Raw genomic sequence first — 20,472 nt, 5'->3', positions numbered from 1 at the left:
CATCTACCGATCAATATCGCTGAGGTGCTCTCATTGTGAATTTTCCCCTCGTTCCCAAGCTCTGGCTTGCGAACGGCCTCATGGGAATCGAAGCCGGAGCTTCTGCACAGTTGTGTTCCCAAGCTGGAGCTTGGGAACAAGCTGAACAAGAAGGGAATACTTGTCCATTGACAGTACATCGACCTGTTTGAACCGATTTTCAAATCGCTCCGAGCACCCCCTTTCTATTTGAGAGGCGCCGGTAGGATTATTAACCTGGGGTTGAAATTTACCATGGAGGGGGCCGCATAAGTATAGGGAGCGGTTGTCCGGCGGGGTGAGCAGCAACCAGTATCAGTTAAGAAGTATCATTCATATCACATCTTCTGAAAGGAGAGTGCTTATGCGCATAACAAAGCGAGGCATTAAAACGAACCTGTTTATAGGGTTCGGAATGATCCTTGGATTGACAATTCTGATATCGGTTTCTGGTATCTGGAGGGTTAAAGAAATTACCAGCAGAGTAATCAGAACGATAAACACGGATTTCAAGATGTCGGAAAATGCTTCCAAAGCGCGTGCCCATACCCTTCAATTGCGTAGATACGAAAAAGACATGCTGATCAATTTGGAGAATCTTGAAAAAGTAAAAGGGTATAAAGAAAAATGGGACAAAGAACGTACAAGTTTGTTGGCAAGAATCGCCGATATGCAAGAAGCGATTACCAATCCCAAACAGAAAGAACGTATGGATCAGATAAAGACAAATCTGAATATATATGAATCCAATATAACTGATCTATACGATCTTTTAATGAGTAGGAGAGTAGTATCTGTAAGAGAAGGAAATGACTTTGTAAATAAAGTGAAAGATAATATACATGAAGTGGAAAACATTGCCGAGGATATGTCAATGGATGCCTCGGCGAAAATGGTGTCCCTTGGAAAAGAAATTTTGGCCGATTCAGGAAAAACAACAGTTATTATGACAATGATTATCACTTTAGTGATTACCATTTTTCTGGGAATCGGAATCAGCATCCTTATGATCCGCTCCATCACCGTTCCGGTGAACCGGGTCGTCGCCGGGTTGTCCGAGGGGTCCGAACAGGTGGCCTCGGCATCCGGTCAGGTTTCGGCGGCGAGCCAGTCTCTTGCGGAGGGTTCTTCCGAGCAGGCGTCGGCCCTGGAGGAGACGTCGGCCTCGATCGAAGAGCTTTCGTCGATGACGACGCAGAATGCCGACAACGCCAACCACGCCAACGCAGTGATGGCGGAGACCGGTCGCGTCGTCAACGAGGCGAACCGTTCGATGCAGGAGCTCACCGGGGCAATGAAAGAGATCACCACCAGCAGCGAGGACATGGCGAAGATCATCAAGACGATCGACGAAATCGCATTTCAGACGAATCTACTGTCCTTGAACGCGGCGGTGGAGGCTGCCCGGGCCGGCGAGGCGGGGGCGGGATTCTCAGTTGTCGCCGACGAGGTGAGGAACCTCGCGATGCGGTCGGCGGAATCGGCGAAGAACACCGCCAACATGATCGACGAATCGATCAAGCGGATCAAGAACGGCTCGGAGATCGTCTCAAAGACGAATGAGGCGTTCGAGCAGGTACTGAGCGGCGCAAAGAAGGTGGGCGAGTTGGTCAGCGAGATCGCCGCGGCCTCGAAGGAGCAGGCACAGGGCATCTCCCAGATCAGCAACGCTATCGGCGAAATGGACAAGGTGGTGCAGCAGAACGCGGCGAATGCGGAAGAATCGGCGGCGGCTTCCGAAGAGCTGAACGCCCAGGCGATGCAGATGAAGCAGTTTGTCGCCGAACTGATCACGGTGGTTCAAGGAAGCAACGCCACCCGCGTATCATCCGCGCAAACGGAGACAGCGCCCCGCCGGCGGCCGGTGCTTCAGGCAAAGACATCTCCGTCGAAGACGCTTGTTGTTTCCGCCCAATCAGGGAAACCTCCCGGAAACGGGGCAAGAAGCGTCCATCCCGAACAGGTCATCCCGATGGACGACGACGCGTTCAGAGATTTTTGATAGCGTTCTAAAGTGGAGACCTTAAGCAAAAAGGTTAACGAAAGTCAAAAAATCCCCCCCTCCCCTTAATCCCCTCCCACAAGGGGAGGGGAAAAAGAATTGGGTGCGGATCTTTTAGAACGACATCCAGGGTGACCCTGTGAGGTAGATCCAGACGGCCTTGAAGCAACGAGCGCATCAGCTCCGTTTCCCCTCGTTCCCAAGCTCTAGCTTGCGAACGGCCTCATGGGAATCGAAGCCGGAGCTTCTGCACAGTTGTGTTCCCAAGCTGGAGCTTGGGAACAAGCTGAACAAGAAGGGAATACTTGACCATCGGCAATAGACCGACCTGTTTGAACCGGGTGTCAAATCGCTCCCGAGCACCCCCTTTCTATTTGAGAGGCGCCGGTAGGATTATTAACCTGGGGTTGAAATTTACCATGGAGGGGGCCGCATAAGTATAGGGAGCGGTTGTCCGCCGCAGTAAGCGGCAACGGGGTTAATTTCTTGACATGAGGATGGAGGAAGAGGTGAAAAAATACAGTATCGGCGTGAAATTGCTGGGCGGGTTTCTTATCGTTGCCCTCATCGCGGCCTTTATCGGGGTTTTTGGAATCGTCGAGATCAGGCAGATTAGCGGCCGCGACAGGCTTCTGTATGAGAGCGGCGCGAAGCCGTTGGGGCAGGTCGCCCTCTTTTCAATGGCGTTTCAACGCACGCGCGTCAACCTGAGGGACGTCATAGTCGCCTCACTCACCGGGGCTGATGCGACGAAATACGTCCAGCGTCTGTCAGAGCTGGATGCCGAGATGGACGGCTACGCGAAGGATTATGAAAAAACACTCGTTTCAGAGGAAGCGAAAAAGAATTTCGCCGGCTTGATGGACGCCATAAAAACATACGCCCCCATACGGGCGAAAATGGTTGAGCTTGCTGGATCCGGGCTGACCGTTTCGGCGCTGGATTTGATGAACGGGGAGGGGATGACGGCCGCGCGTCAGATCGACGAGTACCTCAAAAAAATGACGCACGGCAAGATTGAATTTTCCAAAAAGATCTCTGACGACAACACCGTAGGGGCCGACGCCGCCGTCACCCTGACGATCATCGTGACGGTGCTGGGCGTCGTGATCGCGTCTCTTCTGGGCATTTTTCTAGCCCGCTCCATCACCGTTCCGGTGAACCGGGTCGTCGCCGGGTTGTCCGAGGGGTCCGAACAGGTGGCCTCGGCATCCGGTCAGGTTTCGGCGGCGAGCCAGTCTCTTGCGGAGGGTTCTTCCGAGCAGGCGTCGGCCCTGGAGGAGACGTCGGCCTCGATCGAAGAGCTTTCGTCGATGACGATGCAGAATGCCGACAACGCCAACCACGCCAACGCGGTGATGGCGGAGACCGGTCGCGTCGTCAACGAGGCGAACCGTTCGATGCAGGAGCTCACCGGGGCGATGAAAGAGATCACCACCAGCAGCGAGGACATGGCGAAGATCATCAAGACGATCGACGAAATCGCATTTCAGACGAATCTACTGTCCTTGAACGCGGCGGTGGAGGCTGCCCGGGCCGGCGAGGCGGGGGCGGGATTCTCAGTTGTCGCCGACGAGGTGAGGAACCTCGCGATGCGGTCGGCGGAATCGGCGAAGAACACCGCCAACATGATCGACGAATCGATCAAGCGGATCAAGAACGGCTCGGAGATCGTCTCAAAGACGAATGAGGCGTTCGAGCAGGTACTGAGCGGCGCAAAGAAGGTGGGCGAGCTGGTCAGCGAGATCGCCGCGGCCTCGAAGGAGCAGGCACAGGGCATCTCCCAGATCAGCAACGCTATCGGCGAAATGGACAAGGTGGTGCAGCAGAACGCGGCGAATGCGGAAGAATCGGCGGCGGCTTCCGAAGAGCTGAACGCCCAGGCGATGCAGATGAAGCAGTTTGTCGCCGAACTGATCACGGTGGTTCAGGGAAGCAACGCCACCCGCGTATCATCCGCGCAAACGGAGACAGCGCCCCGCCGGCGGCCGGTGCTTCAGGCAAAGACATTTCCGTCGAAGACGCTTGTTGTTTCCGCCCAATCAGGGAAACCTCCCGGAAACGGGGCAAGAAGCGTCCATCCCGAACAGGTCATCCCGATGGACGACGACGCGTTCAGAGATTTTTGATAGCGTTCTAAAGTGGAGACCTTAAGCAAAAAGGTTAACGAAGGTCAAAAAATCCCCCCCTCCCCTTAATCCCCTCCCACAAGGGGAGGGGAAAAAGAATTTTCCCCTCGTTCCCAAGCTCCAGCTTGGGAACAAGAAGCAATCCCCTCCCACAAGGGGAGGGGAAAAAGAATTTTCCCCTCGTTCCCAAGCTCCAGCTTGGGAACAAGAAGCAATCCCCTCCCACAAGGGGAGGGGAAAAAGAATTTGGCATCAAATATTAGATCTATTATTTTCTACGCTACTGCATTTTTAACGTCATAATCCAACGATAACATAACTCCATCCGTCGTCCCGGCCCTCGTTGAAGATGAGGGGGGACGGACGGCGGATCGGGGAAGAGGGGCGCGGAAGTCGGCATGTGTTGGGTGCAGGAAAAAGAGGCAGGAAGATCGGGACGCCTAAAAACTGACATTGCCTTTCTCGTCATTGCCCTCTTGTCGGTTGGGCTCGCAGGATTTTTGAATTACTGCAATTTTAAGCAAAAAAGAGACAGTTATTATGCCCGGCTGCAAAACGAACTCAGCACCGCATACCGCGTGATTACCTTTGGCAATCAGGAAACCGCCCGTATTGTCTTTGACGCCTGGATAAACAAGCCGGAGATTCTCGATATTTACAAGGACGCTCATTCCGCGGATGAAGCTCACCGCCATGCCGTCCGCAAGCAACTTCTGGAAAAACTCAGCCCGCTGTATGAACGGTTGAAAGCAATGGACGTGAGGCAACTCCATTTTCACCTGCCCGACAGCGAGAGTTTTTTGCGGTTTCACAGCCCGGAAAAATATGGCGACACCTTGAAAGGTGTCCGGTATTCCATTGACAAGGTCAACGCAGAGCGGGTTCCAGTCAGCGGTTTTGAAGAAGGACGGATAGTCAACGGCTTCAGGAACGTCTTTCCCATCATCTACCAAGGCGAACATCTCGGCAGCGTGGAAATCAGCATGACCTTTGACGACATTCGCAAGCGGATGGAACAGCAGTTTCACAACAGGTACACCTTTATCGTTCGGCACCGGGTTGTTGAAGAAAATGTTTTTGATAATGAGCAAAAGAACTACCAGCCGAGTGACCTCAGCGATGAGTACCTGTATGAACAGGGTTATGCCCCCGATGATACGCTGAAGGCGGTCAACGCGATCCTGAAGCCAAAAATACAGGAGCGGCTGCGGAGCGGCGAACCATTTGCGATTGAGGCGATGGCGCCCGGCGCGTCGTTCATAGTGGTTTTTTCCCCGGTTAAAAATGTGCAGGGTAAACAGGCGGCTTATATTGTCTCCTATAACGCCGACGAGACAATACGTGGTTATTATTCAGAATTTATCGTCACACTGGCGGTGTCCACAGCCGGTATTCTTGCCATCATCGTGCTGATGTATCTGCTGACAAACGCGCTTCGTCATCTCCGGACTGAAAAGAAGAAACTAGCGGAGGAAGCGCTGGCACTGAGGAGAAGTGAGCGGTTTCTCCAGGATGTGTTTGACGCGATTCAGGATGGCATCAGCGTGCTGGATACCGACCTCAACATCATCAAAACCAACCGCTGGATGGAACAGGTATATTCCCATCAGATGCCCCTGGCGGGCAAAAAGTGTTACCAGACATACCAGATGCGCCAGTCGCCCTGCCCCTGGTGTCCAGGGCCTCCGAGCATTGAAACAGGGGAAACGCATTCCACAATAGTCCCTTATCCATCGGAGGATGATCCCACAGGCTGGGTCGAATTGTTCTCTTTTCCGATAAAGGATGAACAAGGTCACGTTACGGGCGTGATTGAATACGTCAAGGATATAACCGACCGTAAGCGGGCGGAGGATCAACTGCACACCGAAAGGGAGAAGCTCTTTGTCACGCTGCGCAGCATCGGCGACGGGGTCATCACCACCGATACCGAAGGCCTGGTTGCCTTTCTCAATGGTGTCGCGGAACATTTGACCGGCTGGAACCAAAAGGAGGCCTCCGGCCGGCCTATTACCGAGATATTCCATATCATCAACGAAGAAACGGGCATTGCGGCCGATAATCCGGTTAAGAGGGTGTTGGATTGCGGGGCAATCATAGGCTTTGCAAACCATACCGCCCTGATCGCGAGAAACAGAATTCAGCGAAGCATTGGCGGCAGCGGCGCCCCGATTCGTGATGCCAAAGGAAATATCGTCGGCGTGGTTCTGGTATTCCGCGATGTGACCGAACAGAAAAGGCGGGAAGAGGAATTGCTGAAAATAAAAAAGCTGGAATCCGTCGGTGTCCTTGCAGGCGGGATAGCTCATGATTTCAACAATATCCTCACCGCAATCCTCGGCAACATCAGCCTGGCGGACATCTATATTGAAAAAGATCATAAGGCCCATCGCCTGTTAAAGAAAGCGGAAGATGCCTCGATCCAGGCAAAGGATCTGACCCAGCAGCTTCTTACCTTCTCCAAAGGCGGCGATCCAGTCAAAGAAACCAGATCCATCAAACAGGTCATCACCGATTCGGCGGATTTTGTTCTTCACGGCAGTAACGTCACCTGCCGTTACGCCATTCCGGATGATCTATGGCTGGCCGATATTGACAAGGGGCAGATAAGCCGGGTTATCCAGAATATCGTGATCAACGCCCGGCAGGCCATGCCGGAGGGAGGCAACATCACGATTTCCTGCGAAAATATCGCGGACATCGCAAAAGAAACAGCTCTGAGCCTGCCGAAAGAGAAATATATAAAAATAACCATTGCCGATACCGGTACCGGTATTCCGGAGAAACATATCGATAAAATCTTTGACCCCTATTTTACCACCAAGCAGGAGGGAAGCGGCCTGGGTCTGACCATAACCCACTCCATCATCACCAAACATGACGGCCATATCGCCGTGCGGTCAAAGTCGGGCGAAGGGACGACCTTCACCATCTATCTGCCGGCTTCCGCGAAACAGATATCCCGTGATGTAAAAGTGCAATCGCCGGGGAGAACCGCACATGCTGTCGTTTTGGTCATGGATGATGAAGAGATGATTCGGGATTTAGCCAAAGAGATGCTTGTCCATTTCGGCTATGAGGTCCTGCAGGCCAAAGACGGGAACGAAGCCGTCGCCATCTTCAGAAAACATTACCACAGCAATCATCCTGTGGATATCGTCATCATGGATTTAACCGTTCGCGGCGGCATGGGCGGCGAGGAGGCCGTCAAGGAAATCCTGAAGATCGATCCAAACGCCAGGGTTATCGTCTCCAGCGGGTATGCCAACGATCCGGTGATGGCGAGTCATGTACCTCCGGCAAAGCCGGAGGCTTGTAAAACCGTGGACCGCTCAAAGCGATTGTAAACCATTGGCCACCTTAAAAGGTGGCGACTATTCGAACATATTCAGTTGATCGAGTCGACGATCCTCAGTTTCCTGCTTTTTGATGTATTCGCGGATCATCTGCTCGTCTCTTCCAACTGTGGACACAAAGTAGCCCCTGGCCCAAAAGTTCTGGCCAGTGAAGTTCTTCTTCCTCCCGAGGAAGGTTCTGGCGATGTGGATGGCGCTTTTTCCTTTGATGTAGCCAACCACCTGTGCAACTCCATACTTTGGTGGGATCGAGATGAGCATGTGCACATGATCCGGCATCAGGTGACCTTCTTCGATCATACTCTCTTTCTGTCTGGCCAGTTCTCTGAAGACTTGGCCCAGGTGCTTGCGGAGTTGCTCGTAAAGACTCTTCCTGCGGTACTTCGGGATCCAGACCACATGGTACTTGCACTCCCAGACCGTGTGGCTTAAGCTTTGAGTTCCATCCATGCGAAAGCCTTTCCTTTTGTAAACTTTGAGCGGTTCACAAGAGGAAGGCTTTCGCATACTCCCGGAAATGTCAAACTCTGGGAGTCCCCCGGCAAAGCCGGGGGTTTACCCAAGAGAAATTATCGCCAATACGGGTTTAAAGCGGCCATAGGCAAGCCCTTCGGAATGGCCCGCCTGCACGAGACGATCAACGCGGTTCTGGAAAACAGGCAGGAGTCCCCGGAGCCTCTGTAACGGCTTGGAAAAGTGGGCCTTGAAGGATTTCGTTTTCGCTAAGCCGACAACCCTCTTTTTATGCCCACTCTTCACCCGCAGACGATCCACTCCGGGAATTGCTGTCTCCTCTGCGATTGAACCGTCGCATTCGGACTACTAATCGCGCTCGTACAGGATCGTGCTCTCCCCCTCGTTCCCAAGCTGCAGCTTGGGAACGGGCTCACCGAAGCTGGAGCTTCTGCACAGTTGTGTTCCCAAGCTGGAGCTTGGGAACAAGAAGCAAACATCAGCCAGGGTGTTTCTCAATCGCCGGATGGAGTCTTTCTGCCCGTGACGAACGGCTTGATGTCCAAAATGGGCGTCCCGTCCAACATGTCGACTCCTTTCACCCGGATTCGGGTTCCGTCCGTTTCCAGCACTTCGAGAACGGAAAGCCCGATGGGGTTGGGACGCCTCGGTGAACAGATACTGAAAACCCCCATGCGTTTTTCTCGATGGGGCGGTTTTTGGACCAAATACTCCGAAGAAAACGGCGGGCTGCGATGGAAGTGGAAAATCACGACTATCCTGTCGCCCGGTCGGATGTCTTTCAGCCCCTCCCGATAGGCTTCGTCAATGACGAGCGTTCCTTCCACGTCGGATACGGACCAGTGATGCGGAATCTCCGCTGCTTCGGTCCGCACCACCCCGATGGGTTCCAAAACGACCGGCATGTGTCGAACTCTCCTTTTTCGATAGGTTTCCGCGGAACGTTTCGCTTCCATACAACAGGGCGCATGTGCTTCCACGTCCTTTGAAAAGCTGCCGTTCCGGTGAGTACGGCCTTCGCCCCGGCGTGCGTTCCCGAGACCCGCCAGGGCATGATTCGATGTGTATTAGGAGCAGCCTTGGCCGCGATCAGGGCCGCCGGGAAGCCGGCTCCTGCAAAAGAGCCCTGAAAGCTATTTCCGGAGAGCCCTTAAAGATCCAAGGTCAAAAGGAGCCAACCGAAGGGCATGAGCGGCAGTCCGTTTTCCATTTCGCAGCGGGTCCGAGTAGAACCCATGTCTTGAATAGGCCTTCGCGCCTGGACGTTGTAGCCTTGACGAAAATGATCCACCGACAATGATTCGAAGTGGGAGAAGCGCCCTACCCTAAGGAGTATCCGCTTGCGCTTCGCCGTGCACCAGTATGATTTAGGCGGACTGATAGGAACAATATCCCCTTCCGGCGTTTTCCCTTTCGGAAATAGGTCGTAAATGGCCTTCCATGACTTGCCTTGCCGTTCCTTGCCGTCAAACGCCTCACCCTCAGCGACCATACGCCCCCAATAGAATCGCCTGCAGGCCTCGATCAGCGTGTCGAAATCGAGGGTGCGCCCCAATTGCTCCCTGACTTTAGGGTGATGCATCGCTTGCGTGTCCATGTGCAGTCGGAGCTCGAATTGGGGGACTCCAGGCTCGTCGGCTCGGGCCTTGACGCGTTCCACCCACATTTGAATGTTTTCGCTGCCGGGTTTTCTGGGATTCCAATTCACGGCACGGTCGATCCGGGTTGAAGCGTCCGGCAGAACCACGTCCTCTACTTCGATGAAGCGAAAAACATCACGTTCGGTTTGACTTTGTTTTCTTCCGAGAGCGGCCTCTTCCAAGATCTGCGCCTTATTTTGAGGTGCCCCAGCAACCCGCATCGCCTGCTCTACGGAAGATTTCGTTCTCGGATCGATGTTGGCGAAATAATTGACAACAGCCGTACGAATGGCGCCTTTGATGCTGGAACCGGGCAAAAAAGCCTTCCCGGAATGTGGATTCCTGGGCATCATTTCCACCCGGAATTGCCTGTCGGGATTAGACGCTCTTTGCTCGTATGCCGTCTTAAAGCGTTCCGAGACATCCACTGTGACGAGCCCGTGGCGGTCCGCCGCAACATGGCTTTTGAGGAACGATTGCAAGGCCCTCAGGTCCGCGCGATCCAGGATCTGAAGGAAACGTTGTCGCTCGTCTTCCGGAAGATCCTTGACCACATCGGCGGCGTTGAAATGCACCAGCCGCTTGTTCAGTAAAACAAACGCCAACGGATCGATCTCCTGGCCGGAACCCACATGAATTGGCGTTAGGGCGTAAGCCCGGAAAGCATACGTGGTCATGAATCCACCTCCGTAAAGGAAATCGGCAGGTGCATGGCGTAATGCCTGACTTGGGCCAAGGCAGGGTCATGGTGAACGCCTTTGATGATTGCGCCGAAGGGACCGGTATCGGCGGGATCGAAGGTGGTTCCCGGCTGGGCCATGAGGATGGGGTACTTGAACGGACTGTAGCCTCCTTTGGCAAGATCGCCGCCGAGCTTCCCAAAATGGACATGCTGCTTGTAGGATGAGGCTCGCATGTTCTCACTGATGACGCCATGAGAAAGACTCATCGCGCGGTTACCCCCAGTAGAAAAGAGTTCTTTCTCTTCCTCGATCTCCCATTGGAAATGACCATTCCCGGTGCTCGCATTGCTGCCGAAGCCCGTTTCCCCGACAAAGGTCAACAGCCGCTCAAGCTGCCCCTCACACGGCTCGCCGGCCTGCAGAAAGATCTGCCTGCGCCCATCCGGTCCGGGGAAAATCACTTCCTCGAAAAACAGTCCCCCCGTTTCGGGTGTTGTGCCGGTGGATCGGTCGATGGAGTTGTGCGCCTTCAGACCTCGGGGTTTAAAGCCTTTTGCGGAGACTATGTACCCATCATGATGTTTCAACGTATCGATCAAAGCTTCCTCGCTCATGCCGTTCCGGAGTTTCAAAAAGGTGCTCTCGGGAATGTAGGCGAATTTTCCAGCCGTCTTTTCGCGCTGCATTTCCTCGACCGATCCGGAAATCCCACTGCGGCCCGAAGGTTTGAGCAAAGGGCGGGGAAGCATACCCGCCGGCATTTGACTGGAAAGCAGCCACGGCCGCCGGTCCTGTTCGTCGAGCCAATCTTCCAGGGCGCGCTCACCTTCCAAGTAACGAAGCGCCCACGCCAAGTGGCCCCAGATGGTTCCCGAAACCAGCGGCGTCGCCAACGGACTGCTCAACGTCAGAGTGATCCGATAAGTGGGCATGTCACGCGCTCCTTCGAAGTGCGATGATGTCTTCCGGGGCGATGGCTTGGAATTTCTCCTGGATATCCTCACCGTTGATCTGAAGGTTCGCGAAGCGCACCCGGCCGTAACCACGTGAACCGGAACCTCCCAACGCATCGTGTTCCAGCAGCCGCATGACCTTGAGAAACGCTTGGAAGCATTCTTCGTCGATGCGCCCTTCGTCTCCGGTGTCAAAAACGCGGTATGCCATCGTCATATCGAAGATCGCACCGGCGGGCACGCGTTCGGTTTTGCGTGGTCCAACGCCTGCTTTTCCCTGTATGCGATTGATATTATTCTCAAACTTCTCTTCAGTCAGAGGGAGGCCCCGTTCCACCAGCCCTTGCCGCCAGTTCGCATTCAAGGCGGAATCGCGGACGATCAAGCGCGTCGGGCCCGCGTTCCACTTCTTGTTCGTCGTGCCGAAGATGCGGAGCACAGGATCTTGGGCTAACCGGTCCGGATCGCTTTCCTCAGAGCCGTCCCATATCTCGCCGTCGTCACGAACCCGGTTCGTGGCCCATTCCATAAGGCAACGCAGCTTTCCCTTGAGAGACGACCCTGGGATATACGGTTCGCCGGTATAAGGGTTCTTGACGACGGGGCTGTCGACCCCGCCGATTTCGATGGCATCTTTTCCTGCGCCGATGTGCAGACCCGTCAAAACCTCCACATGCCCGGTGATGATCTTGGTAGCAACGAGCTTCATGGCGTCTCCTTCTCAGTTGTCCTGAGCGTAAAAACGGTGAAAGGCCACCACAGCTTCGAAGACTTTCATGAATGCCTGAAAGTCTCTGACGTCTTGGATGGAAACCATATGATCAAAAATGAACTGAGTGAAATCCCTCGGGGCCACATTCCGCTTTTCGGCATAGACCGCCTTTGCTTTGAAGAGGCGGATGAGAGCCAGGTCCCGCTCGAAATTGCTTTGATGCTCTTGAACATTGTTTCCTTGAAGAATCTTCCGCTCAATAGCCTTGAATTCATCGTAGAACCGGCGCATCTGCGTAGACTTCAGGCGGCTGCTGAAAGACCGGGCCCAATCTCGAGCCTTTTCGTCCACCAGCGAAGGATCCAGTTTCTTCTTTTCCGCGTCCTGAAAGTACCTTATGGGCCGTCCCACCGGCAGCTGGTTGCCGCCGTCGCCGGTCTTTGGGACTTGTCCCCCTGAGCGCCTGGGCTGAGGGTTTCGGTTCGATCCATTCATGATCTTCTCCTCCTTTTCAACTTCGGTTGCGATACAAGGCGATTTGTAAGGGCAGTCGCCATTCGAAAATAAGGTGGGGGTCTTGGATCAGTCTGAGCTGATCGTCCAATCCCAACCGTTTCAGCCATTCGACGATTTGCCTTTCCCGCTCCATCTGGTTTCGCGCCTTCACGTTTCGGGCGAGATGGTAAGCGAGACGCGCTCTCCAACCAGCCTTCCCGAGATTCCCGCCGACAACGAACGCTTCAGCGTCGGCCGTCAGGTTCAAAAGGCGATAGACAAAACCGGTGCTGACCGGATCCGGTCCATGCATCTTGTGATGAATCCAGTCCGCATCTTCGAGCCGGTCGCGGTAGCGATCCCACGCGATGGGCTTTTGGATGAGCGCACATACACGGTTGCGTCCGCTGTCTTTGGCGCGTTCCAAAAAGTCTTCCGCCTCTTTCACCGCCCGGTTTACTGGATAGTTCGGCCTCAAAAGTGTCACCCCAGCCGAAAGGGTGATGTTGGGATTCCAGCCGGTATAGCTGCGGAAGCTTTCGTTGACCCTCGAGGCCAGCGCCATCGTCTGGCGCCACGGCCCGATCAGCAGCAGATCATCTCCGCCTGCATAGACCGTATAGGTGTCGGGAAATTCACGGTGCAGCAAGCCCTTCAGATAACCGGTAAAAAAGAGATCCATCATGCGAGACAGTTGAGCCACCCGGGAGAGGGAAAAACGGTCCAATTCCGAGCCGCTTCGACGCAATCCGGAGCTGAAAATGAAGCCTAGGAAATCCACGTCGGCCTTCAAAAGGCCCAGAAACGACTTCCCGCGAAATCCGCCGTGCTCATCGAGTTCGAGAGATTCTGCGGCGATATGCTGAAAGCTTTTGGGATCGCCCGGTTCGGCTTCGCCGCCTTCGATGCCTTGGTAGCGGGGGTCCTTAAGGGCGTAAGCATCCGGAAAGACGGGTATGTGGTTGGCCAGGACCCGAGCGGCCCAGGGTATCCCGTTGTCACCGGTTTCCATGCGCTTTATGGAAACGGCGCCTTCCGGTACTTCTTCCGGCTGCTTTTCGAGCAGGGCCAACTTCAGCCCGAAGATGGGCACAGGGTGCCACTGGGGCGGCAGCAGCTTTGCCCAAACCAGACTTTTCGCTCGAACCAGCCTTCGCCCAAGCCCGAATTCTCTTTCGCACGTCATACACCGCGTTCCATTTTCTGATTTTGGATCCGCGGGTCTGATTCCGCAAGCGGCGCAAGCCTTGTCCAGAGGAAACTCACGCTTCAAAACCCCTTGGGAGCAGCTCGCAAGAGGCCGCTGTTTGGCCCGGTCGATGCTGGCGCCGAGTTGAGCCATGACTTCCCGGAGTCGACGAGGCTCGAAATCCGCCCCTGAAAAGGGATCCGAAAGGGCGAGATTCAGGGACAAGGTTCCGGTGTAGTGCTCGAGCAGCCATCCATCGAAATCTCTTCGCAGCTTGCCCACAGTCGGTTCACAGTCTTCGAGGGCCGGTAGCAGTAGCAAGAAGCGCCCTCCTGCCTGTTGCAGTACCACGGACAGTGGTAGTCCGAAGACTTCGAGCAGTTCCAGCACCGCGGCTTCTGTCAATGCCCCCAGCATAAAGGATCGCGAACGGAGAATCTTGTTGACGCCCTTAACGCCCTGAGTCTCCAAAGTGAAAAGCGTATTTTGAATTCCGGAAAGATCGCCGGCGAGGAACCTGAATTTGGGCTGCTCCTTGTTCCGGACAGCCATCAGGTCCTGCAACTGACCTTGCACGTCGTGGTAACGATGCAGGCACGCCGCTATTGCGGCTGTCGTGCGCGAATGGTCATGTAGTGAAATGTCCGGAGAATCCATGGTGCTCGAGGGGATCGCCCACGTGTAGCGTTCCAGCAGTCCGAGGAGCATTTCTTCAAATAGGCGAAAGGATAGGCTGTCGGCGCGGCGAGCGATTTCCTTGAAGTCTTTCCAAAAGTTTTCCCATACTGCTTTGTAGTGCTCGGGAAGCTCCGAATCGATGCCGTCTTGCGGCCATTCCACCGGAATCAGGGACTCGGGATCTTCTGGATCCAGCGTGCCCAAACGATAGGCGTGGCGACCCGGCCGACCCAAGCGCTCAACGTCCAAAACGACTTCGTCGAAGATGCACCGGAGGGGAATTTTGCGAAAGGCCTGGCGGGACTTGGCCGTCAGCCCCGCTTCTTCATCAGGGCGCCGGTCCATGCCTGCCGAATACCAATCCGCCAGCGTGCACATCCAAGCCGCTGTCGGGACATCACAAGCCTCCGGCTTGTGGTGATAACTGGCGATGCTTTCAACCACTCCGATGTCGATGTCTTCGGGAAATCTTAGGCCTTCTTGACGCATGAGGTCGAAAAACGCATTGGTGTAAAGAACATGTTTGTGGCTGTAATGCCCGTCGCGAACCGGGCACAAGGTCGATTCCAGGTCCAGACGTTGTCCCGTGACGTCTTCGACGCTGTCATACGCACGCTGGAGGATCTTTCCAACGTCGTGAAGCAACGCTCCCAGGACCATTTCTTTCATGGTGAATGTCATTGAACCCTCCCCTTTTTCCATGCCTGTATCGATCCAGGACGAATCACCTGTTTGAGCGGTCGGTTTACGACCCTGCGCAATGGACTGAGCGTGGCACCCTAAAAAGTCCCGCCGTTTCTCCTTCTGTCGCCGTGGCGGAGCCTATCGGTTCCACATGGTATCGTCCCAGTCCGAAGGTGGTGTTCTTCCCTATGTGCACCCAAGAACCAAGGAGCAGTAGCGGGAGAAAAGCCTCCACGGGGCCCCGAAAAGTCACCGGACCCAAAAGTCCCCCAAGCTTCATGCGCCGGTCCTGGCGTCGTGAATACCTTTCCCAGTCGTACCAGCGAGCCTCTTGAGATAAGCGGTCAACCTTTGAAGCCTGCTCCATCCAGTCTCCCCAATCCAGAGCGCTCTCGTTTCCGCAGTGAAAACGCTGAAGGTTTTCCAAACGCTGAAGAATGGTCCGGACCAGCAAAGGAAAATCCAGCTGACGGCAGAGCTTTCCGCTCGTCTGAAGGCGAACGGGAGTGATGAAGTGCAGGCGCACGAGCTCTACCTTGCCCTCCGGGAAAGCGTCCAAGGCGTGAGAAATGTCGAGCAAGGCTCTAGGCGGTTGCAGGACACCTTTCATGTACAGATTATCAACAGGCCGGCCGGCCGCATCGAGCGTTTCCACTTGCTCCAGGTCGAACGTCCCCCGTCCTTTGCCTATCCCAAGGTTTCCCATTTCCTTGATGGCATGCACGAGATAAGGGAGCCCGTCCACCGCCCGTCCAAAGAGCGTCATGCCAAAGGAAAAGGAATGTCCGGGAGAAACCACCTCCTCTTCCCCGACTTCCAAGTCAAACACGAAAGGATGTGGAGCCGCGGCGTAGCGCTGCATGGCGTCCGCGGTTTCGCCCGGCTGTGTTTCGAACACGTACGTGTACAGGCAACGCTGCCTGAGTAGGCAGTCGTTGCAGCTTCTTCGGGGAAGCGCGCAGGTACATCGTTTGAGGGCGACTCCGAATGCTCCCCGGATCGCACTTCCCCGGTAAGCCGGAAGATCTACACGAGTCCTGGCTCGGAGTTTTACAGCGAGGCGAAGGCACCGAAAACTTGCCAGTTGATCCCAAAACCTCATGTTCCCTTTCCCCTGAGCGTTGAATCTTTATTACCGCATTGCAAGGTCCGCTCCCCAAAATATCCGCCAAGGCTTGCATGCCGCAAGTTTTACCCTGACAGCGGACCGACCTCCCGGTCAAAAGGTGCATTCCTTTTTCCGATGGTTCTCTGCAGCATCAGCCTTCTGAAAGTGAGAATCTTTCCCAACACCGTGCCGCTGTGCGCTGTTTGTACTATACGGCCGCACCGTGGATTTTTTAAAGAAAAGAATGGGAAAAATTTCGCATTTTTCCCGGACGCTTGTGGAAAGCGCCCTTTTCAGGGATGCCGCCGGCCCGTTTTGAAAATTTCCATCCCACGGCCGTAACCAGCAGATGAAACCCGAATCGGCGGCGACTCGCAAAGGGCCGCCGCTTCCTATGGACCCTTGAAGGAGGATAATAGCCATGAGAGAACCCGTCACTGAAATCGCCTGTATCGTGGATCGTTCCGGATCCATGCACTCCATCGCGGAAGACGCCGTCGGCGGCTTCAACCGCTTTCTCGAAGAACAGAAAGCGCTCCCGGGCCGCGCGCGCCTCACCCTGGTACTCTTCGACCACGAGTACCAGCTGCTTTGCGCCGGGTTGGACCTGCGGCGTGTGCCGCCGCTCGACGAGCGCCTTTACCGGCCCCGCGGGATGACGGCCCTTCTCGACGCCGTCGGCCGAACCCTGGACGACCTGGACCGGCGGGCGGCGTTTCCGGTTCCAACGAGTCCGATGCTTCGGTCCAGGCTGAAGCGCCGCTTGGGGACGCCGTGGAAACGGCCCTTCGGGAAGACCCGGTGGATGAACCCTTCGCCCTCATGCGCCGGCGCGAAGCGGCCCTGGAACGTTTCCTCAACCTCTTTTGCGGCCGGGAAGACTGCTTCGCGCGCCAGTGGGCCGACCGCAAGGAAGGCACCCAGGGCTATGTGCCCGTGCGCCGCCCCATGACCACGGCCGACGTACTGGATCATGTCCAAGGCCGCAAAACCTACGGCATTTACCTGCTCCAACGGGACAGTCGCGTTAGGCTCGGAGTCGTGGACGCCGACCTCGCCTCTCAACTTCGAGGCGGGAAACTTACGGCGGCACAGCGCGAGCAGGTTCGGCGCGAAAAGGATTATCTCCTGACGCGGCTTCCCGAGATGGCTCAGGAACGGGGGCTCCCGTGCCTTACGGAATTCAGCGGCGGGAAAGGCTTTCATTTTTGGTTTTTCTTCCAGGCGCCGCTGGAAGCCGCGCCCGTTCGGGAAGCGCTTCGAAATCTCGTCAAGCGCGTAGCGCCGGATCTTTCCACCTTCAACCTGGAGGTATTCCCCAAGCAAGACCGGCTGGCGGGAAAGGGCTTGGGAAACCTCGTGAAACTGCCGCTGGGCATCCACCGGGCGACCGGGAAGCCGTCCTTTTTCCTTCACGTTGCGGATCGATCGCCGTGGGTGCAGATGGAAGCGCTGGCCAAGGTACCGGCGATCCGGAAGGAAGCGGTGGAACGCGCGGCGGGCGGGTCCGATCCGGCGCAGGTGGTGGTGCATCCGCGGCACGCCGAATGGGCGAAGGCCTTTCCGGAGCTTGCCGTCCTTTCGGAGCGCTGCGCCGCGCTCGGGCAAATCCTTGCCGGCTGCCGGCAATCCCGGACGCTTTCGGTCCGTGAAGAAAAGGTGCTCTTGGGAACGGTCGGTTTTCTTCCGCGGGCCAGGACGCTCCTTCACCACGTGTTCCGGGAACTTCCCGACTACAACCCTCACCTGCTCGACTACAAGCTGTCGCGGCTTCGAGGAACACCGCTCGGGTGCAAGCGCATCCACAGCCTGCTCGACATGGCCGGGGACCTGTGCACCTTTTCGAAACCGTCCCCCTACCCTCACCCGCTCCTCCACTGGCCCGAATGGAGCGACGAGGCTGCCGGGCCGAAGAGCGAAAAGGTGTCGAACCTCCGAGACGCCATCGAGGTGCTGCGCGACGCCATGGAAACCGTGACCCGTTTTCTACCGCCGCCGTGAGTTGGAAACTGAGGGGGCTTCATGGAACGGACCTATGTGCTTGAACCCGGCGCCTATCTGCGCAAGGCAGGAGATCACCTTGCGGTGACCAAGGCCGGAGCGCTGATTGCCGAAATCCCGCTGGAAGGCCTCCGGCAGCTCACCCTTGTGGGCGCGGCCTCGCTGAGCGGCGCGGTGCTCGACGTTCTCATCCAGCGCCGGATCGAAACGGTGCTTCTCACTCCCCGAGGCCGCTTCCGGGCGCGCCTCATGGTGGACGAACACAAACATGTGGAACGACGCAGAGCGCAGTACCTTCGGCTGAGCGATCCGGATTTTGTGCTGCGGACCGCAAAGGCCGTGGTGGCTGGAAAGCTTCGAAACGCCGCGCGTTTTCTTTCGCTTCGAGCGAAGGCGTACGGGGACGGGGAACTGGGGCGCACCGCGGCCCGCCTGAAGGGGCTTTCGGAAAGCGTCGCTTCTCAGTCGGATCTGGATCTGGTGCGCGGGATGGAAGGGATCGGCGGCAACCTGTACTTCCAGGTCTTCGCCCGGCTCATCCGCGTGCCGGGCTTTCGGTTTGAAGGCCGAAACCGCCGGCCGCCGAAAGACCCCATCAACGCGCTGCTTTCCTTTGTGTATACGCTTCTTACCTTGGAGGTCCTCACTGCCGTGAAGGTGGTGGGGCTGGATCCGTACCTTGGAGCGCTCCATGCGGTGGAATACGGGCGCCCGTCGCTTCCGTGCGACTTGGTGGAGGAATGGCGGAGCTTCCTTGGGGACCGGCTGGTCTTGGGACTTGTCAATCGCCGCGTCATAGGGCCCGACGACTTCGTGTATCGCAAAGTGGCCTGCATCGACGGTGTGGACGAGGAGGATCTCAAACAGCGACGGCCGGTGGAAATGAAGCCGAAGATAGCACGCGCGTTTTTGGAAGCCTACGAGCGTTGGATGACCACCCGGGTGACCCTTCCCGATACGGGTATCGGAACCGATTACCGGGGGCTCATCCGTCACCAGGTCTGGAATTTCTGCCGGTGCCTCACCGGTGAACGGGACGCCTATGAACCCTTCATGTGGTCCAAAGTGACCTGATCCGAAACGACGGCGGCAAAGGGTGCTGTATGTTTTACGTCGTGGCCTTCGATATCAGCGACGACCGTACCCGCTATCGAGCCGTGAAGGTTTTGAAGGCTTTCGGCTACCGGGTTCAGAAGTCGGTCTTCGAATGTCCCGACCTTACGGAGAAGCGGTTTCTGAGGCTGAAAGATCGGCTGGAAGCGCTGATCGATTTCACGACGGACAGTGTCCGCTACTACCGGCAATGCCGGGCATGCCTCGATGATTGTGAGGTTTCCGGGCTGGGTGAACTGCCGGAAGTTAAGGATTATAAAGTGGTATGATCGCTTCTCAGAGATCCTGCCCGACAAGGAAACGCCGGCGATCCGGATCCCTTGCCGGAGCGGGCTTGGCCGCGATCCTTGTTCCTGTAGGAACGCCCTTGGCGGCGATAGGGGTCGTCGGCGCGCCGGCTCCTGTAAAAAGGCTTGGATCAGGCGCCTTGTCATCCGTTCGGGGGGCGGAGGCTCCGCTGCGGCACCAGCCGGAGCGCAAAACGCTCGCCGCTTTCCCGTTGAAACCTATTCTCGAACAGCCTCCCAGCGGCCTGCAGCAGGGCCGTCCGCGCATCCCGAGGCTTTTGCGTGGATGCGGGATAACCTGTTGAAATCCAGGCAAAGAGGTAAAAGGCATGCGCGGACTGCCAGAAGTCGTGGATACTCGGTCAATTGGCTGCTTCCGGGGGGCGCTCGGGAGGCTGGTTGCGGGAACCGGCCGCAAGATGGGGGGGATATGCGCGGATCCGCCTCTGCAACCCCTGGACAAAGGCGGCCCTGGGGGTGTAGAGTCCGAAGGACGGCCCCGATTTGAGGGGATTGAGACCCCAGTTGCTCTCTTTGAACCCCAGCACATAGGCCAGGGTGCGTCCGAAGGACGGCCCCGATTTGAGGGGATTGAGACTAGATCGCGGAAACGCTCGTAGAGCCCTACCAAATCGCGTCCGAAGGACGGCCCCGATTTGAGGGGATTGAGACCAAGGCCAGGTTGAAACACAAAGTCGGCTCACCCTGTACCGTCCGAAGGACGGCCCCGATTTGAGGGGATTGAGACCAAGGCCAGGTTGAAACACAAAGTCGGCTCACCCTGTACCGTCCGAAGGACGGCCCCGATTTGAGGGGATTGAGACATATCAGCTCCAGCATATTCCCGTTTAAGAGGTGGCGGTCCGAAGGACGGCCCCGATTTGAGGGGATTGAGACTTGATTTATCCTTCAAACAAAAAAGGCGAACTACCGCGGGTCCGAAGGACGGC

General features: G+C 56.2%; 14 protein-coding genes and 1 CRISPR repeat array (1 of these 15 only partly in view). Of the genes, 6 read left to right on the top strand and 8 right to left on the bottom strand.

What is annotated here, in order from left to right; genetic code table 11:
• The first annotated feature begins 382 nt into the window (after positions 1-382).
• The 3 genes from FDQ92_RS14235 (at position 383) to FDQ92_RS14225 (ending at position 7,496) form a co-directional block, all read left to right on the top strand.
• Positions 383-2,020 (top strand): methyl-accepting chemotaxis protein, encoded by a 1,638-nt coding sequence (locus FDQ92_RS14235; protein WP_137425507.1) that lies wholly within the window; start codon positions 383-385, stop codon positions 2,018-2,020.
• 509 nt (positions 2,021-2,529) lie between these two features.
• A complete protein-coding gene (locus FDQ92_RS14230) occupies positions 2,530-4,149 on the top strand; it encodes a methyl-accepting chemotaxis protein (protein WP_211341297.1) in 1,620 nt (539 codons plus the stop codon).
• Positions 4,150-4,547: 398 nt separating this feature from the next.
• On the top strand, positions 4,548-7,496 hold the full coding sequence (locus tag FDQ92_RS14225) for an ATP-binding protein (RefSeq protein WP_137425506.1): 2,949 nt from the start codon (positions 4,548-4,550) through the stop codon (positions 7,494-7,496).
• A gap of 27 nt (positions 7,497-7,523) precedes the next feature.
• Here FDQ92_RS14225 and tnpA read toward each other — a convergent pair whose 3' ends face one another.
• The 8 genes from tnpA to cas6 all read right to left on the bottom strand — a co-directional run bounded on the left by tnpA (position 7,524) and on the right by cas6 (position 16,115).
• The gene (gene tnpA, locus FDQ92_RS14220) at positions 7,524-7,955 is read right to left on the bottom strand and encodes an IS200/IS605 family transposase (protein WP_137422805.1); all 432 of its coding nucleotides are present in this window, start codon (positions 7,953-7,955) and stop codon (positions 7,524-7,526) included.
• A gap of 518 nt (positions 7,956-8,473) precedes the next feature.
• The gene (tsaA, locus tag FDQ92_RS14215; RefSeq protein ID WP_137425505.1) at positions 8,474-8,884 is read right to left on the bottom strand and encodes a tRNA (N6-threonylcarbamoyladenosine(37)-N6)-methyltransferase TrmO; all 411 of its coding nucleotides are present in this window, start codon (positions 8,882-8,884) and stop codon (positions 8,474-8,476) included.
• A 245-nt stretch (positions 8,885-9,129) separates the two neighbouring features.
• The gene (gene csm5 / locus FDQ92_RS14210) at positions 9,130-10,296 is read right to left on the bottom strand and encodes a type III-A CRISPR-associated RAMP protein Csm5 (protein ID WP_137425504.1); all 1,167 of its coding nucleotides are present in this window, start codon (positions 10,294-10,296) and stop codon (positions 9,130-9,132) included.
• Positions 10,293-11,234: a type III-A CRISPR-associated RAMP protein Csm4 gene (gene csm4, locus FDQ92_RS14205; RefSeq protein ID WP_137425503.1), complete on the bottom strand. Its 942-nt coding sequence runs from the start codon at positions 11,232-11,234 to the stop codon at positions 10,293-10,295. The genes csm5 and csm4 overlap by 4 nt, the downstream gene beginning before the upstream one ends.
• Position 11,235: 1 nt before the next feature.
• Positions 11,236-11,964, bottom strand: coding sequence for a type III-A CRISPR-associated RAMP protein Csm3 (gene csm3 / locus FDQ92_RS14200; RefSeq protein ID WP_137425502.1), 729 nt, complete (start codon positions 11,962-11,964; stop codon positions 11,236-11,238).
• A gap of 12 nt (positions 11,965-11,976) precedes the next feature.
• Complete coding sequence (gene csm2, locus FDQ92_RS14195; protein ID WP_137425501.1) at positions 11,977-12,462, bottom strand: type III-A CRISPR-associated protein Csm2; 486 nt, start codon at positions 12,460-12,462, stop codon at positions 11,977-11,979.
• Between the two features lie 16 nt (positions 12,463-12,478).
• Entirely contained in the window at positions 12,479-15,010 is a 2,532-nt protein-coding gene (gene cas10, locus FDQ92_RS14190; RefSeq protein WP_137425500.1) for a type III-A CRISPR-associated protein Cas10/Csm1, read from the bottom strand.
• Between the two features lie 64 nt (positions 15,011-15,074).
• Positions 15,075-16,115, bottom strand: a complete 1,041-nt coding sequence (gene cas6 / locus FDQ92_RS14185) for a CRISPR system precrRNA processing endoribonuclease RAMP protein Cas6 (RefSeq protein ID WP_137425499.1) — start codon at positions 16,113-16,115, stop codon at positions 15,075-15,077.
• Between the two features lie 780 nt (positions 16,116-16,895).
• Between cas6 and FDQ92_RS14175 the strand changes: the two genes are divergently transcribed.
• Genes FDQ92_RS14175 through cas2 form a run of 3 tightly spaced genes read left to right on the top strand, consistent with a single transcriptional unit; the run spans position 16,896 to position 19,504 of the window.
• Positions 16,896-18,122, top strand: coding sequence for a CRISPR-associated primase-polymerase type A1 (locus tag FDQ92_RS14175; RefSeq protein WP_137425497.1), 1,227 nt, complete (start codon positions 16,896-16,898; stop codon positions 18,120-18,122).
• A 21-nt stretch (positions 18,123-18,143) separates the two neighbouring features.
• Complete coding sequence (gene cas1 / locus FDQ92_RS14170) at positions 18,144-19,196, top strand: CRISPR-associated endonuclease Cas1 (RefSeq protein ID WP_137425496.1); 1,053 nt, start codon at positions 18,144-18,146, stop codon at positions 19,194-19,196.
• A gap of 29 nt (positions 19,197-19,225) precedes the next feature.
• The gene (gene cas2 / locus FDQ92_RS14165; protein ID WP_137425495.1) at positions 19,226-19,504 is read left to right on the top strand and encodes a CRISPR-associated endonuclease Cas2; all 279 of its coding nucleotides are present in this window, start codon (positions 19,226-19,228) and stop codon (positions 19,502-19,504) included.
• Between the two features lie 502 nt (positions 19,505-20,006).
• Positions 20,007-20,472: direct repeats of the CRISPR family, unit length 36 nt; unit sequence GTCCGAAGGACGGCCCCGATTTGAGGGGATTGAGAC; it runs 2,610 nt beyond the window's last position.

It is taken from the genome of Desulfoglaeba alkanexedens ALDC, from assembly GCF_005377625.1.
In the GTDB taxonomy this organism is placed as follows: domain Bacteria; phylum Desulfobacterota; class Syntrophobacteria; order Syntrophobacterales; family DSM-9756; genus Desulfoglaeba; species Desulfoglaeba alkanexedens.
This window is presented reverse-complemented; position numbering and strand designations above follow the sequence as displayed.